The 15,918-nt window shown below is 74.9% G+C and carries 12 protein-coding genes; 7 read left to right on the forward strand and 5 right to left on the reverse strand.

Annotation, left to right across the window (positions count from 1 at the left end; genetic code table 11):
- Positions 1–178 precede the first annotated feature (178 nt).
- The 3 genes from KGD84_RS20970 to lnt all read right to left on the reverse strand — a co-directional run bounded on the left by KGD84_RS20970 (position 179) and on the right by lnt (position 3,628).
- Positions 179–1,186 (reverse strand): aldo/keto reductase, encoded by a 1,008-nt coding sequence (locus KGD84_RS20970; RefSeq protein ID WP_220562096.1) that lies wholly within the window; start codon positions 1,184–1,186, stop codon positions 179–181.
- Between the two features lie 205 nt (positions 1,187–1,391).
- On the reverse strand, positions 1,392–1,958 hold the full coding sequence (locus tag KGD84_RS20975; protein WP_220562097.1) for an FxsA family protein: 567 nt from the start codon (positions 1,956–1,958) through the stop codon (positions 1,392–1,394).
- A gap of 110 nt (positions 1,959–2,068) precedes the next feature.
- Complete coding sequence (lnt, locus tag KGD84_RS20980; protein WP_255646716.1) at positions 2,069–3,628, reverse strand: apolipoprotein N-acyltransferase; 1,560 nt, start codon at positions 3,626–3,628, stop codon at positions 2,069–2,071.
- A 688-nt stretch (positions 3,629–4,316) separates the two neighbouring features.
- On the opposite strand from lnt, the gene KGD84_RS20985 reads away from it, so the two are divergent.
- The 3 genes from KGD84_RS20985 (at position 4,317) to KGD84_RS20995 (ending at position 9,446) form a co-directional block, all read left to right on the forward strand.
- Positions 4,317–5,534 carry an ABC transporter ATP-binding protein gene (locus KGD84_RS20985; RefSeq protein ID WP_220565885.1) on the forward strand — a complete coding sequence of 406 codons (1,218 nt, stop codon included), beginning with the start codon at positions 4,317–4,319 and terminating at the stop codon, positions 5,532–5,534.
- A gap of 314 nt (positions 5,535–5,848) precedes the next feature.
- Positions 5,849–8,029: a prolyl oligopeptidase family serine peptidase gene (locus tag KGD84_RS20990; protein WP_255646717.1), complete on the forward strand. Its 2,181-nt coding sequence runs from the start codon at positions 5,849–5,851 to the stop codon at positions 8,027–8,029.
- A 214-nt stretch (positions 8,030–8,243) separates the two neighbouring features.
- Entirely contained in the window at positions 8,244–9,446 is a 1,203-nt protein-coding gene (locus KGD84_RS20995; protein ID WP_220562099.1) for a cupin domain-containing protein, read from the forward strand.
- 46 nt (positions 9,447–9,492) lie between these two features.
- Here the strand turns inward: KGD84_RS20995 and KGD84_RS21000 are convergent, their stop codons facing one another.
- Positions 9,493–10,287 carry a TetR/AcrR family transcriptional regulator gene (locus KGD84_RS21000; protein WP_255646718.1) on the reverse strand — a complete coding sequence of 265 codons (795 nt, stop codon included), beginning with the start codon at positions 10,285–10,287 and terminating at the stop codon, positions 9,493–9,495.
- A 98-nt stretch (positions 10,288–10,385) separates the two neighbouring features.
- On the opposite strand from KGD84_RS21000, the gene KGD84_RS21005 reads away from it, so the two are divergent.
- The 4 genes from KGD84_RS21005 (at position 10,386) to KGD84_RS21020 (ending at position 14,260) form a co-directional block, all read left to right on the forward strand.
- Positions 10,386–11,375 carry an ATP-binding cassette domain-containing protein gene (locus KGD84_RS21005; RefSeq protein WP_220562100.1) on the forward strand — a complete coding sequence of 330 codons (990 nt, stop codon included), beginning with the start codon at positions 10,386–10,388 and terminating at the stop codon, positions 11,373–11,375.
- Between the two features lie 22 nt (positions 11,376–11,397).
- Positions 11,398–12,243, forward strand: coding sequence for an ABC transporter permease (locus tag KGD84_RS21010; protein ID WP_220562101.1), 846 nt, complete (start codon positions 11,398–11,400; stop codon positions 12,241–12,243).
- Positions 12,244–12,392: 149 nt separating this feature from the next.
- A complete protein-coding gene (locus KGD84_RS21015; RefSeq protein WP_220562102.1) occupies positions 12,393–13,127 on the forward strand; it encodes a DUF2306 domain-containing protein in 735 nt (244 codons plus the stop codon).
- Between the two features lie 272 nt (positions 13,128–13,399).
- Positions 13,400–14,260: a ferric iron reductase gene (locus KGD84_RS21020; protein WP_220562103.1), complete on the forward strand. Its 861-nt coding sequence runs from the start codon at positions 13,400–13,402 to the stop codon at positions 14,258–14,260.
- 69 nt (positions 14,261–14,329) lie between these two features.
- Here KGD84_RS21020 and KGD84_RS21025 read toward each other — a convergent pair whose 3' ends face one another.
- Positions 14,330–15,745: an MFS transporter gene (locus tag KGD84_RS21025; RefSeq protein WP_255646719.1), complete on the reverse strand. Its 1,416-nt coding sequence runs from the start codon at positions 15,743–15,745 to the stop codon at positions 14,330–14,332.
- Positions 15,746–15,918: the final 173 nt, after the last annotated feature.

Genomic DNA, 15,918 nt, shown 5'->3' on the forward strand with positions numbered 1-15,918 from the left:
TGGGGCTCCCCCTCGGGCGCGGACGTGCACGCGGCGGCCGCCGCCCGTCACGGGCGGGTGACGGCCGCCGTGTTCTCGATCTCTGTGGATGCTCGCACCGTTCGGTCCGCCGCCGCGTCCACAGGGCGCCAAGGTCGGGTAAAACACCGGCCCCCGGGCTCCCGGGGGCCGTTCGCGGTCAGGCCGGCCGTTCGCTGTCCAGGAACGCCATCTGGGCGGCCATGTAGCGGTCGCCCGCCGCCGCCCCGGCCGGGACGGCGGCCTCGATGGCGGCCAGGTCCGAGGCGGAGAGCTTCACGTCCTGCGCGCCCAGGGCCTCGGCCAGGCGGTCGCGGCGCCGGGCGCCCACCAGCGGGACGATGTCCTCGCCGCGGGAGGCGACCCAGGCGATGGCGACCTGGGCGACGGTGGCGCCGAGCCGGTCGGCGACGGCGCGCAGCCCCTCGACCAGGCGCAGGTTGGCGGCGAGCTCGTCCCCCTGGAACCGGGGGCTGTGGCCGCGGAAGTCCCCGGCGGCCAGGGCCCGTTCGGGGCTCCAGTGGCCGGAGAGCAGGCCGCGGGAGAGCACCCCGTAGGCGGTGACGCCGATCCCGAGCTCGCGGGCGGTGGGCAGGATGTCGGCCTCGACGCCCCGGGAGAAGAGGGAGTACTCGATCTGGAGGTCGGCGATGGGGTGGACGGCGGCGGCCCGGCGCAGGGTCTGCGCCCCCACCTCGGACAGGCCGATATGGCGCACGTACCCGGCCCGCACCATCTCGGCGATGGCGCCGACAGTGTCCTCGATGGGGACGCCCGGGTCCAGGCGGGCGGGCCGGTAGATGTCGACGTGGTCGGTGCCCAGGCGGCGCAGAGTGTAGGCGAGCCGGTCCTTCACCCCGGCCGGGGTGGTGTCGTAGGGCGCGTGCTGGAACGCCCCGCCGGGCTGCTTGCGGGCGCCGAACTTGACGCTGATGACGGCGTCGTCGCGGGAGCGGGTGCGCAGGGCGTCGCGGATGAGGAGTTCGTTGTGGCCCTCGCCGTAGAAGTCGCCGGTGTCGATCAGGGTGATCCCGGCGTCCAGGGCGGCGTGGACGGTGGCGATGCTCTCGGCCTCGTCGGCCGGGCCGTACAGGTCGGACATGCCCATGGTGCCCAGGCCCAGGGCGGAGACGGTGGGGCCGGTGGTGCCGAGCGTGCGCTGGTTCATGCGCTTCCCTTCGCCGACGGGTCGCGGACGGACCCGTTGGTATCGCTGATAACAAGTGAACGCTACCAGAGATACCAATCAAGGGAAACAGTTTTCTGTTATCGGCGATACCAAGCCGGGCCCGGACACGGGACGGGGCCCACCGAGGGACGGACGCTCGGCGGGCCCCGTCGCTCCCGGCGGACCGGGAGGGAGGGTGGTCTGTTCAGTCCTTCGTGTCGCCCTCCGGCTCGAAGTGGCCCTGGATGACCCGGCCGCGCGAGGTCGCGGGGCGCTCCTCGCCGCGGGCGGCACCGGCCCCGGCGCCGCCGGAGGGGCTCTGCCCGAAGGGGTTCTGGCCGAAGGGGTTCTGGCCCGGCACCCGCACGCCCTGGGCCAGCAGCTCCTCCTCCATGCGGTCCTGCATGCGGCGCATCCGCCGCTGCGCCCAGCCGGCGAACGCCCAGCGCAGCAGGGGGCGGGTGAACGGCAGCACCAGCAGCAGGCCCACCACCGCGGTGAGGAAGCCCGGGATCACCAGCAGGACACCGCCGGCCATGAGCATGAGCGGGTCGAGCAGCCCGCCGCGCGGCTGCCGCCCCGAGCGCAGCGCCTCGTCGGCGTCGCGGAAGGCCCGGGTCCCGGCCCGGCGCAGCACCGCCACGCCCAGCACCATGAGGGCGACCAGCGCGGCCAGCGTCCATGGGACGCCGATCCAGCCGCCGACGACGATCATGAGCCACACCTCGACGAAGGGCAGCGCCATGAGTGCGAGCACTGTCAGGATCGGCATACGGAACCATCCTCGGGGTCGTACGGGCCGGTGAGGTCCTCCCTCACCGGGAAGAACGCCCCGCCGGCCCGCATGGTTCCCCGGCCGCCGCCGTTCGCCCCGGGCGCGGGTCACTCCGGGCGGGCCCCGCGGGCCCTGCGGGAGGCGACCACCGCGACGGCCACGGCCGCCAGGCCCACGGCGGCCAGCAGCGCCTCGGGGGCCGCGCCCAGCCGGGTGGCGAGGGTGGGGCCGTCGGCGGCGGTGAGCTCGGCGATGTGGATGTCGGCCTCGGCCTCGGGCGACCGGTAGGCGACCGTGCCGTCGGGGTTCACGACCGCGCTGATGCCGCTGGTGGACACCACCACGGCGGGGCGGCCGTGCTCGACCGCGCGCAGCCGGGTGATGGCGAGCTGCTGGTCGGACTGGCCGGTGAAGTTGTAGTTGGCGTTGTTGGTGGGGATGACGATGATCCCGCCGCCCGCGGCCACGGACTCGCGCACCGGTGCGTCGAAGGCCACGTCGAAGCAGATGCCCACGGCCAGGGTGGTGCCGCCGATCTCCACGGCGCCGGGCTCGGTGCCGGGGACCGCGTCGGAGCTGACCTGCTCCAGGCGCTGCACGAACCGGGTGAAGAAGTCGCGGTAGGGGATGTACTCGCCGAAGGGCACCAGGAAGCGCTTGTCGTAGATCTCCCCCGGGCCGGTCTCGGGGTCCCACACCACGCTGGACACGTACCGGGTGCCGTCGTCGTTGAAGCGGCTCATCCCCCACAGCAGGGGCACCCCGGCGTCGGCCGCGGCGGCGTCGATGATCTCGCGGGCGGCCGGGTCGCGGAAGGGGTCGATGTCGCTGGCGTTCTCCGGCAGCAGGACGAGGTCGAGTTCGGTGCCCTCGGCGCGGGCGGCCCCGGCCAGCTCGTGCACGCCGTCGGCGTGGTTGCGCAGGACCTGCATGCGCTCGCCCGCGATGGACATCTCCCCGACGTTGGGCACGTTGCCCTGCACCATGCCCACGGTGACGGTCTCCCCCGCCGGGGGGCGGCCGACGGCCGGGGCGACGGTGCCGCAGAGCACGACCGCGGCGGCGGCGGCCAGGGCGAGGGCCGCGGCGGGCAGGCCGGTCCGCGGGCCGCGCGCGACGACCCGCAGCAGGGCCCACAGCAGCAGGCCCCCGGTGAGGGCGACGGCGAAGGTCACCAGCGCGGAGGAGCCCAGGGCGGCGTAGCCGGCGAAGGGCGTGTCGGGCTGGGCGAAGGCGAGCTTGCCCCAAGGGAAGCCGCCCAGCGGCCAGCGGGCGCGCACGGCCTCCTGGGCGACCCACAGGGCGGCGGTCCACACCGGCCAGCCCGGCAGCCGGGCGGCCAGCGCGATGCCCATGGCCATGGGCAGATAGTAGACGGTCTCGGCGGCCGCGATGAGCAGCCACACGTCGGTGCCGAACACGTCCTGCCACCGCACCAGCGGGACCATGAGGGCGGCCCCGGACAGGGCGCCCAGCCAGGCGGCGCGGCGCATCCGGGCCCCGGCGACGGCGAAGAGGAGCAGTGCGGCGCTCAGCGGCCCCAGCCACCACAGACCGTAGGGGGGCAGGGCGAGCAGTTGGGCCACGCCCGAGCCCGCGGCCGCGAGGACGCGCCACAGGAGGTCGTACCGTCCCCAGCGGTGACCGAGGGGGAGGACGCCGGCCACTGGGCCTCTCACCGGCGCCGTGGGCGCCTGGGGGCCGGCGGCGGGGGCCCCGCCCCGCTCCGTGTGTTCGGTGACCACGTGGGGTCTCGCTTTCCGCAGGTGTGGTGAGGGTGTGCGGTCAGCATATTGGGGGGACGCGGAAAAGGCCCGAGCCACCCTTCGGACCGGCTCCGTCCCGTCGGCGGCGAGCTCGGAAGACCGTTGTCTACTGGATGTTCGGGCCTTTTCCGGGTCCAACCCCCCGCCCGGTCGCGCTACTTCCGCCCCTCACCCGATCCCGGCTGCACCTGGCGCGTGATGCAGCGTCCGATCGGACGAGTGGGGGCCGCACAACCGGTCCGTCCAGTGCTGGACTGGTCGTTAGGTTACCCAGACTCCCCAACCGGATGCCTCAACCCGGCCGCCGTGTCGTGGCGGCCCCGCAGAGTGTCCGTCGGGGAGGAAGTGGTGAACCGTCGGACAGGCTAACGCACCTGGGGCCGCCATGCCAGTTGAGCGCTCCGGGTTTCAGTCTGACCGCAATCAGATCGACTCCGATCCAACTCTGGACTTTTCGATCAGAATCCTGTCTGATGTGATCAGCAAAGCAGTCCGGTTCGATCAACCCGAACACGAACCGGTCCGGGTGACCCGGGTCGACGGCCACGAGACCCCTGTCACCCCCGACCCGATGCAGCGGAGCACAGACATGGCGGAGATCGTCCTCGAGGGCGTCGACAAGATCTACGGCGGCGGCGTCAAAGCCGTCGACGACCTGAACCTGCGGATCGAGGACGGCGAGTTCATGGTGCTCGTCGGCCCGTCCGGCTGCGGCAAGTCCACCGCGCTGCGCATGATCGCGGGCCTGGAGGAGATCTCCGCCGGCACCCTGGTCATCGGCGACGAGATCGTCAACGACCGCCCGCCCAAGGACCGCGACATCGCGATGGTCTTCCAGAACTACGCGCTCTACCCGCACATGACCGTCGAGCAGAACCTCGCCTTCGGCCTGAAGCTGCGCAAGGTCCCCAAGCCCGAGATCGCCCGCCGCGTGCAGGAGGCGGCCGAGATGCTGGGCCTGGAGCCCTACCTCAAGCGCAAGCCCGGCGCCCTCTCCGGCGGCCAGCGCCAGCGCGTGGCCATGGGCCGCGCCATCGTCCGCGAGCCGCAGGCCTTCCTCATGGACGAGCCGCTGTCCAACCTGGACGCCAAGCTCCGCGTCCAGATGCGCGCCTCCCTCAACCAGCTGCACGAGCGCCTGGGCGTCACCACCGTCTACGTCACCCACGACCAGATCGAGGCCATGACCCTGGGCGACCGGGTCGCGGTGCTGCGCGACGGCCGCCTCCAGCAGGTGGACACCCCCAAGCGCCTGTTCGACGCCCCGGTCAACCTGTTCGTCGCCGGGTTCATCGGCTCGCCCGCCATGAACTTCGTGGACGCCTCGCTGACCTCCGAGGGCGGCGGCGCGGTGCTGAAGTTCGCCGAGCACACCCTGCCGGTCCCCGCCTCCGTCCTGGACTCCCGTCCGAACCTGCGCGAGTACCTGGGCCGCGACATCATCCTGGGCATCCGCCCGTCGGACTTCAGCGACGCCGAGCTCGACGGCAACGGCGACCCGCGCATCCAGGTCACCGCGGACGTCACCGAGGAGCTGGGCACCGAGATCAACGTGATCTTCACGGTGGACGCCCCGCCGGTCCGCCACGAGGACGCCGCCGCCCTGGCCAAGGACGCCGCGGGCGACGACGGCGACGGCGACGCCGCGCTGCCGCTGGGCGCGAACCGCTCGTTCTTCACCGCCCGCGTGAGCCCGCGCAGCCAGGTGCGCCCGGGCAGCACGATCACGCTCGCGGTCGACGTCAGCCAGCTGCACTTCTTCGACCAGGAGACGGGCCTGGCCATCGGCCACCCGGACAACGTCTGACGCGGACTCGGACGGGGTGTCGACTCCCGAGGTGGCCGGGCGGTCCTCTCGCCACTGACGCCCGGCACCTGACACCCCTGCCCTGCGGCGCCCCGCTCCGAGCGGGGCGCCGCCCTTTCACGTGCGCCGCCCTCCGCTCGGTCCGGTCCGCACCGGTACCCCGTTCCGCGCGGATAGGGTCGGTCCGAATCCCGGGGGGCGCGGTCCGCCACCGTCCCGGCCTGCGGACCTCACCTTCCGGCAAGGCCCGTGTCACCTCCGGGTGAGCCGGTTCTTTCTTGACCGTCCGACACGGCGGGCCGAACGATGTGAGGGTGCGCAACCGAGCCCCCGGAGTCGCCCTCGTCCGCGAACCCTTGTCCATCGTGGACACCCTCCACGGCCGCCCCGTGCCGGACCCCTACCGATGGCTGGAGTCCGCCGACGACCCGCGGACGCTGCGGTGGCTGGAGGAGCGGGCCCGCGACCACGCCCGCGAGGCCGCCGGGTGGCCGCTGCGCGACCGGCTCGCCGAGCGCATCCGCTTCCACCTGGACGCCGACCTGTGGTCGGTGCCGGTGCACCGCCCCGGGCTCGTCATGGCCACCGTGCGCCCGGCCGGGGCCGAGCACCCGCGCCTGGTCGCCTTCGACGTCCCCGCCGGCCTCCCCGCCGGGACCGCCGCGGTGCGCGCCGACCCGGCCCGGGTGGTCTACGACCCGGCGGCGGCCGACCCCAGCGGCCGCACCACCCTGGACGCCTGGGAGCCGGACCCCACCGGGCGCCTGGTCGCGGTGCAGACCTCCACCGGCGGGGTCGAGCGCGGCGTCCTCCAGGTGCTGCGCACCGCCGACGGCCTCCCGATCGGCCCGCCGGTGCGCGGGGTCCGCTACTCGCACGTGGCCTGGACGCCGCAGGGCCCGCCCGCGTTCTACTACGTGCGGCGCGACGACGAGGGCGGCACCCGCGGGGTGTGGCTGCGCCGGGCCGCCGACGGCACCGAGGCGTTCGTACGGGCCTGCTCGGGGCCGGGGACCGTACCCGGCGTGCGGGTCCTGGGCGGGCGGCTGCTGCTGTTCACCGAAAGCCACGGCACCGGGCACCGCACCGACCTGTGGCTGGCCGACCTGGAGGCCGGGCCGCCGCAGGCGCCGGACTTCCGGCCGGTCCAGGTGGGGGTGGAGGCCGAGACCGAGGCCGACCTGGGCCCGGACGGGCTGCTGTACCTGCGCACCACCCTGGACGCCCCCTGGCGGCGGATCTGCGCCGCGCACCCGGACCGGCCCGGGCCGGAGCACTGGCGCGAGGTGGTCCCCCAGCAGGAGGGCGGCACGCTGGACGCGTTCGCCCCCTGCGGCACCGCCGACGCCCCCGAGCTGCTGGTGGTGCGCACCCGGCTGGGCATCGACTCCGCCACCGTGCACGACGCCCGGACCGGGGCCCCGGCGCGCACCGTCGACCTGCCCGGCGAGGGCATGGTGAGCGGTCCGGCCGCCGCCCCCGACGGGGCCGTGTACCTGGGCTACGCCGACGTCACCGCCCAGCAGCGCGTGCTGCGCCTGGCCCCGGGCTCGGCCCGCCCGCTGCCCTGGCCCGCCGGGGCCGCCGCGCCGCCGCCCGCGCCGGAGGTGGAGCGCACCGTGCTGTGGTGCCGCTCGGCCGACGGCACCCGGGTGCCCGTCACCGTCCTGACCGCGCGCGGCGCCGCCGTGAAGGTTCCGCCCCCCGGTTCCGGGGCGGGGCGGCCGGCGGAGCCGCTGCCGACGCTGCTGCACGCCTACGGCGGGTTCGGCCGCCCGCGCCGGTTCGGGTTCAGCGCGACGGTGCTGGCCTGGCTGGCCTCGGGCGGGCGCTACGCGGTGGCGCACGTGCGCGGCGGCGGCGACATCGGCCGCGAGTGGCACCTGGCCGGGGCCGGACGCGGCAAGCCGCGCGCGGTGCAGGACCTGGTGGCGGCCGCCGACGCCCTGGTCGCCCGGGGCCTGTGCGTCCGCTCGGGGCTGTGCCTGTCCGGCGGCTCCGCCGGCGGGCTGCTGGTGCTGGCCGCCGCCGCGGCCCGGCCCGACCTGTGCTCGGCGGTGATCGCCTCGGCGCCGCTGGCCGACATGGCCCGGTTCGAGCACCTGGGCCTGGGGAGGATGTGGACCCGCGAGTTCGGGACCGTCGCCGACCCCGACGACTTCGCCGCCCTGATGTCCTACTCGCCCTACCACCGGGTCCTGGAGGGTGCGGTGCGCACGCCGGGGCTGCGGTACCCGAGCGTGCTGCTCACCGGGTTCGCCGGGGACACCCGGACCGACGCCGCCCACCCGCGCAAGATGTGCGCGGCGCTGCTGGCGGCGGCCCGGCCCGAGGACGGGCGGCCACCGGCCCTGCTGCGGTACGAGCGCGACGTCGGGCACGGCCCGCGCGCGGTCGGCCGCGCGGTGGGGCTCGCCGCGGACGCGCACGCGTTCGCGGCCCACCGAACGGGGCTGTCGCCGCGCCGCCCGGCGCGGGGCCGGCCCTGGTCCTAGAGGAAACCCACACGGAAAGCGAGGTGCGGCACATGGACCCCATCGAGGTCGAGGTCGAGGAGCTGGCCGAGGTGACCTCCCGCGACATCACCGCGGGCGGCGACAGCGACGGTACCGACTCCAGTTCCGACTTCATCTGATCCCATCCGCACCCGCCCGGTCCGGCCGTGTCCGGGCCGGGCGGGCCCCTTCGCCGTTGAAAGGCGGGAACCCAGTGACCGATCCCGGCCACCTGTTCAGTGAAGGGCTGTGCGGCGCCGTGGGCCGGGAGGCCCTGACCGCGCGGCTGTCGGAGGAGTTCGTGTTCGCCGACCTGGGCGCGGACGCGGTGCGCTCCCTGGTGACGTTCGACGACCTCAACGCCCTGTTGGCGGCGTGCGCCCCCGAGCCGCCGCGGCTGCGGCTGCACCGGGACGGCTCCCCGGTCCCGGTGGACCGGTACACCGAGGCGGGGACGGCCTCCCGGGTGACGCGCCGGGTGGTGCGGCCCGAGGCGCTGTACCGGGAGCTGCGCGCCGGGGCGAGCCTGGTGCTGGACGGGCTGGACCGGATGCACCCGCCGGTGGCGGCCGCGGCCGACGACCTGATGCGGCTCGTGCGCGAGCGCGTGCAGGCCAACATGTACCTGATCTGGGGCGAGTCGCGCGGGTTCGACACCCATTGGGACGACCACGACACGGTGATCGTGCAGGTGGAGGGGACCAAGCACTGGCAGGTGCACGGCCCCGGGTCGCGCCCCCACCCGATGAAGAACGACGTGGACCACGCGCACACCCCGCCGCGGGACGCCGACGGCGAGCTCCAGGTGGTGTGGGAGGGGGTGCTGCGGCCCGGGCAGGTGCTGCACGTGCCCCGGGGCTGGTGGCACACGGTGACCGGGACCGGCGACGTGAGCCTGCACCTGACGTTCGGGTTCACGCGGGCGACCGGTGTGGACTGGGCCGAGGCCCTGGTGCGGCGGCTGTTCGAGGAGGAGGCGTTCCGGCGGGACCTGCCCCGGTTCGCCGACCCGGACGTGCGGCGCAAGCACCGGCGGGAGCTGGCGGCGCGGCTGGCGGAGCTGGCCGAGGAGGCCGACCTGGACGCGTTCCTGGCCGAGCGGGACGCGCGGTTCCCGCGGCGCACGTCGTTCTCGCTGCCCTGGCCGGTGGAGGAGGGCGCGCCGGGGCCGGACGCCCGGGTGGAGTTCGTGCCGATCCTGCCGCCGCCGGTGGCCCGCGAGGGCGACCGGGTCGCCCTGTCGGTGGGCGGCCGCCGGTACACGTTCCCGGCGGAGGTCGGGGACGTGCTGGGGGTGCTGGCCGAGCGGCGGTCGCTGACGGTGGCGGAGCTGGCCGGGGCCGCGGGCACGGAGCCGGAGCGGGCCGCGCAGGTGGTGTCGGTGCTGGCCCGCCACCACCTGGTCCTCATCCGCTGAGCAGCCTGACGGGGGCGGTGCCGCGCCGGGCGCGGCACCGCCCCCGTCACGTCCCGCCCGCCCGCTTGGCCCGCACGTACACCTCGATCCCGTCCAGGATGCGGCGGATGCCGAAGTCGAGTTCCTCCGCCGGGCCGCCGGAGCGCTCGTCGTCCTCCCCGGCCTCCTCTTCGAGGATGTGCTCCTCGAGCATGCGGGCGACGGTGGGGAACCGCTCGGCGGTCACGACCCTGCGCAGCCCGAGGCTGTAGTCGCGTTCGCTGTCCACCATGGTGCCCCCCGCGGCGCGGGCGGCGCGCGACATGTCCGCCTCCAGGCGCGCGGTCTCCCGGGTGACGGCCGAGAGCAGCACCAGCATCTGGAGCGCCTCGCCGATGTCCAGGCCCGAGGCGACCAGCTCCCGCAGGCCCGACTCCATCCAGCGCAGGCCGTTGGGCCCGCTGGGAGGCCCGGAGATGCCGACGTACACCGACCAGGGATGGGCGCGCGACATGTCGATGGCGCGGTGGCACCACTCCTCCAGGCCGGCGCGCCAGTCGCCGTCCTCGCGGGGGCCGGGGGGCTCGCCGTCCATGGCGGCGTCGAGCATGAGGACGAGCATGTCCTCCTTGCTGTCCACGTGCCGGTACAGGGACATCGTGGTGTAGCCGAGCTCCTTGGCCACCCGCTGCATCGAGACCGCCTCGATGCCCTCGGCGTCGGCGACGGCGACCGCCGCGCGGACCACCGCCTCCCGGCTGAGGCGGGGCTTGGGACCGCGCCGGGCGGGCGCCGTGTCCAGCCCCCAGAGCAGTTCCACATCCCGCGCCATCCGGCTCTTGCGCTCGTCCTCGGTCGTCATGGGCCACCAGTCGTCGGGGTCGTCGTTGACACCATCCTAGAACTGTGTATTACTTACACCAATAAGTGTGTCACATAAACAGTTTAGGAGGTACACGGATGTCCGCCGAACCCCCCGCCGTCCGGGCCGAGGGACTGCGCAAGGACTACGGGGAGACCCGCGCCCTGGACGGGCTCGACCTGGAGGTCCCCGCCGGCACCGTCTTCGGCCTGCTGGGCCCCAACGGGGCGGGCAAGACCACCGCCGTCCGGGTGCTCGCCACCCTGCTGCGCCCCGACGCCGGGCGCGCCGAGGTCGCCGGGCACGACGTCGTCCGCCGGGCCGACCGGGTGCGCGCCGCCATCGGCCTGACCGGCCAGTACGCCTCCGTCGACGAACTGCTCACCGGCCGGGAGAACCTCGTGATGTTCGCCCGCCTGTACGGCCTGGACCCGCGCGCCGCCCGCGAACGAGCCGAGGAGCTGCTGGAGCGCTTCGACCTCACACACGCCGCCGACCGGCGGTCGGACGGCTACTCCGGCGGCATGCGCCGCCGCCTCGACCTGGCCGTCAGCCTCATCCAGCGCCCGCGGGTGCTCTTCCTGGACGAGCCCACCACCGGCCTGGACCCGCGCAGCCGCCTGGGCGTGTGGGAGTCGGTGCGGTCCCTGGTCTCGACCGGGACCACCGTCGTGCTCACCACGCAGTACCTGGAGGAGGCCGACCGGCTCGCCGACACCGTCGCCGTCATCGACCACGGGCGCGCCATCGCCGGGGGCACGCCCGACGCCCTGCGCTCCCGTGTGGGCGGCGACCGCCTCGACGTGGTCGTGCGCGACCCCGCCGACCTGTCCACCGTCGCGGCCCTGCTGGGGGCCGCGCTGGACGCCCCGGCGACCGTGCACCGCGAGGAGCAGCGCGTCAGCCTGCCCGCCCCCGACCGCCTGGCCGTCCTGACCGGGGCCGTGCGCGCCCTGGAGGACTCGACCGCGGCCATCGCCGACATCGGCGTGCGCAGGCCGAGCCTCGACGAGGTGTTCCTGGCCCTGACCGGCCACGACACCGACGCCGCTACCGGCGCCGGCACCGCCCGCCCCCTTCCGGCCTGAGACCCCTCTGGAGTGATCCGCGATGACCGCCGTCCTCGACACCCCTCCCGGCGCCGCCCCGGCCCGGCCCGCCGCCGCCCGCCCCGGCAAGGTCCTGTCCGACACCCTGGTCCTGACCCGGCGCAACCTCCTGCACATGGTGCGCAGCCCCTTCGAGCCGGGCATCGCCGTCGTCATGCCCGTCGTGATGGTCCTGCTGTTCGGCTTCCTCTTCGACGAGGTCATGTCCGGGCACGGGGCCGGGAGCTACCGCGAGTTCCTCGTCCCGGCGATGCTGGCGATGGTGATGGTCTACGGCGTGGCCGGGAGCGCCACCGGCACCGCCCGCGACGTCTCCCGCGAGGTGATGGGCCGCTTCCGGTCCATGCCCATGTCCCCGGTGTCGCTGCTGACCGCCCGCACCGCCGCCGACATGGTGCGCGCCTGCCTGGAGGTGGCCCTGCTGCTCCCGGTGGGCCTGCTGCTGGGCTGGCGGGCCGAGAACGGCCCGGCCGACGCCGCGCTGGCGATCGGGCTGCTGCTGTTCTTCCGCCTGTCCCTGGTCTGGCTGGGGGTCCTCATGGGCCTGGTGATGCCCGACCCCGACGCGTCGAGCATGATCGTCTACCCGCTGGCGTTCCCGCTCACCATGCTCTCGACCGCGTTCCTGCCCGCCGACGCGATGCCCTCCTGGATGGCGCCGATCGCCGAGTGGAACCCCCTGTCGGCGGTCGTCTCCGCCCTGCGCGAACTGTTCGGCAACGCGGACGTGCCCTCCGACTCCTGGCCCGCCGACCACGCCGGGCTCCTGGCCGTGGCGATCCCCGCGGCCCTGCTCGTCCTGTGCGTCCCGCTGTCCCTGCGCCGCTTCCGGGCGCTGAGCCGCTGAGGGTGGTGCGCGCACCACTCCCCCACCGGGTGGGCGGCTCCCGCGCGGCGGCGGCCGCCCACCACCCGCGGCCGGGTGGGCGCACCCTCGTGCCCTCCCCCGCCCCGGACCAGACTCGTGAACACCGCATCCGCGAAGGAGAACCGACCATGGCACCCCCCGCCCCGACCGACACCGCCGCCCCGCCGGCCCGCCCGGCCCCGGCCCCCGTCCGCTGGTGGCAGCGGCCGTGGATCCTGCCGCTGGCCCTGTTCAGCCTCACGTTCCTGCTCTACTCGGTGCCGCCCTACTTCTCCCTGGACCCGGCCGACGCCCGCCTGCCCATCCCGGAGACGCCCTCCTGGTACTTCCCGATGCTGGTGACCCACATCTTCGGCGGCACCCTGCTGACCCTGCTGGTGATCCTCCAGGTGTGGCCGTGGCTGCGCGCGAAGTACCCGGCGGTGCACCGCTGGAGCGGGCGGGTCTACGTCCTGGCGGGGATCCCGCTGGTGGGGATCCCGGCGCTGCTCATCTCGCCGTTCAGCGGCAGCGGCACCAGCACCCAGATCAGCAACACGATCTGGGCGGTGCTGTGGCTGGGCTTCACCGTCCTGGGCTATGTGATGGCCCGCCGCCGCAGGTTCGCCGACCACCGCGAATGGATGCTGCGCAGCTTCGCCCTCATCTACGGCATCGCCTTCAACCGGGTGATCATCTTCCTGCTGATACCGATCGCCGTCCTCCAGGCGAGCCCCGAGGCCCTGGCCGGCGACCCGCGCGAGCTCGGGATGGCCATCGCCCCCGCGTCCAGCTTCCTGTCCTGGCTCGTGCCGCTGCTCTTCGTCGAGTGGTGGATCAAGTACCGCAGGCCGCGCCGGCGCCGCCGCCCGGCCGCCGCCTGACCCGCGGGGGTGCGCCCGCGGCCCCGGCGCACCCCGTTCCCGGCGCCGCACGACGAACCCGAACGGAACCTTGGAACGGCCGCGACCTGCCCCTCCCCCCGTACGGGAAGGATTCCGGTCACCCCGGCGATCATTGCGGAGACCCCGATCGTTAGGGTAGCCTCACTTAACGAGGCGCAGACGTTCTATCCGTCCCCCGGTGGCCTGCGACCGCGACCCCCGGACACGACGGCTCCGCTGCGACGAAGGGCAGGTTCCCCACGGTGACTCCGGTGACCTCCGATCCGATCGAGGCCCTCCGCGACGCCTGCGCGCCCCTGCGCTTCTCGCCGCTCCCCGAGCTGCTCTCCTTCGGAGAACTGCACGGGCGCCCGGCCGGCACCGTGCAGTGGTACTCGGCCCGCGCCCTGGCGGCCGAGGGCTGGGTGCCGGTCCTGTTCGACAAGCTGCGCACCGAGCACGGGCCCGGGCACCGGCTCCCCGCCGCCACCAACTTCCTGAGGGTCACCCTGCGCGAGCCGATCTTCATGGTGTCGGCGTCGCTGTACCTGACCGGCCGCGCCCCCCTGCTCGACCCCGACGGCCTGTACCTGCCCTGGGACACCGCCGACGCCCGGTTCGGCACCCCGGTCTCGGTGGACACGCGCTTCGCGGTCCTGCCCGGCGACCCGGCCGCCGGGGCGTCCGGCGCCGTGACGGCCCGCGACGCCGACGAGCAGGTCCGCCTGGCCGCCGAGGCCCTGTTCGCGACCTTCGAGCCGCTCATCGACGCCCTGCACGGGCATTCGCGGGCGGGCAAGCGCACCCTGTGGGGCTGGGTGCTCGACACCCTGCACTTCTACATGCTCAACCCGGCCCGCTACCTGGCCCGGGACGCCGAGCAGGCCTGGGACCTGGCCGAGCGCCTGGCCGACGCCGTGGTGGCGGCCGGCGCGGTCACCCGCAAGCGCCCGCGCCTGTTCCCCTTCGCCCCCGGGCACCCGCAGGGCACCTGGGCGGTGCGCGGCACCTGCTGCTTCGACTACAAGGGCGACCCCGAGCACGGGTACTGCACCACCTGTCCGCTCAAGTGCGACAGGGAACGGCAGGACTCCCTGGCGGAGTGGCTGCGCGACCCCGCGCTGGCCCCCTGACCCCGCCCCCGGGCGGTCGGGGCGCCGCGGTGCCGCGCCGTCGGCCGGCACGGCACCGCGGCACGACCCCTAGCCGGCCTGCGGCCGCGGCTCCCCCGCGACCGGGGAGCGGCCGACGACCACGGCGCCGACGGCCAGCCCGGCGACCGCGAGGGCCGCCGCGACCAGGAACGGGTCCTGGCCGTGCACGGCGGGGGCGAACCCGACGCCCACGTAGACGGCCACGCCGGCGGCCCCGCCGAGCTGGTCGGCCGCCCGCTGGACGCCGGAGGCGATCCCGGCGTCCTCCTCGGTGGTCCCGCCGACCGCGATGTACTGCAGCCCCACGAGCCCGAAGCCCATCCCCGCGGCGATCAGCAGCATCGCCGGCAGCAGCCAGGCCGCCCCGGCGCCCAGGACCGCCACGAGGGCGATCGCCGCCATGGCGGCCGCCGCGGCCCCGAGGCCCGCCAGCACGCACACGCGCGCCCCCCAGCGGCCCAGCAGCCGGGGCACGAGGACCGAGGCCGCGATCAGCGCCACGGCCAGCGGCAGCATCGTGAGCCCGGCTCCCAGCGGGCCGATCCCCAGCCGGTCCTGCAGGTAGAACGTGAACAGCAGGAACGAGGTCGACAGCGCGCCGCTGAGCAGCACCGTCGTCAGGTTCGCCCGCACGCGGGAACCGTTGGCGAGGAGGGCCGGGGGCACCAGCGGGTCCGGCGACCGCGATTCGACCAGCACGAACCCGGCGGCGGCCAGCACCGCGCCGGCCAGCGCCGCGGCGCTCGCCCACGGGTTCGCACCGGGCTCGCCGGCCCCGACCACCGCGTAGGCGAACAGCAGCGGGCACGCGGTCAGCAGGAGCGCGCCGGGCAGGTCAAGCCGGGCCCGCTCCCGGGAGGCGGGGCGGTCGGCCGGGACGAACACGAGCGCGGCCGCGAGCACGGCCAGGATCAGGGGCACCGAGAGCAGGAAGATCCAGCGCCAGCCCAGGTGGGCGGTGATGATCCCGGAGAGGGCGAACCCGAGCACCAGCCCGCAGCTGGCGACCGCGGCCCACACGCCCAGGGCCCGCGAGCGGCGCGGACCCTCGGGGAACATCAGCACGATGGTGGCCATCGCGGCGGGCAGCGCCACGGCCTCGCCGGCCCCCTGGGCGAGGCGCGCGGCCACCAGGACCGGGAACGAGGGGGCCAGCCCGGCCAGCAGGGACGCCGCGCCGAACAGGGCCACGCCTGACAGCAGCGTGCGGCGGCGGCCCAACAGGTCGCCGAGACGGCCGCCGAGCATCAGCAGCCCGCCGCCGGTGACCGTGTAGCCGACCACCACCCAGGTCAGCGAGTGGCCCCCGACGCCGAGGTCCGCGCCGATCGAGGGCAGGGCGATGTTGACCACGGTCACGTCGACCGCGATGAGGAACTGCAGCATGGCCATCGCGCACAGCACGAGCCGGGCGCGCAGGGGGGACGGGCTCCGCCCGTGGGAAGAGGGAATGCCTGAAAGCATCGAGTGCTCCGTCGCTCTGAAGCGTTTCGAGCAGCACAAAGCGCCGCTCCGGACCGGTCACGAAGCGGCTGGACGTTCCAGGTGGTGGTGTGTCGTCGTACGTCGAACGTCCCGCCGCTAGCGGGACGTCCTCGTCACTGCCGCACAAGCGGCCGAACTCGATGCGCCTGCCA

Origin of the sequence: Nocardiopsis changdeensis (assembly GCF_018316655.1) — a bacterium.
GTDB classification, from domain to species: domain Bacteria; phylum Actinomycetota; class Actinomycetes; order Streptosporangiales; family Streptosporangiaceae; genus Nocardiopsis; species Nocardiopsis changdeensis.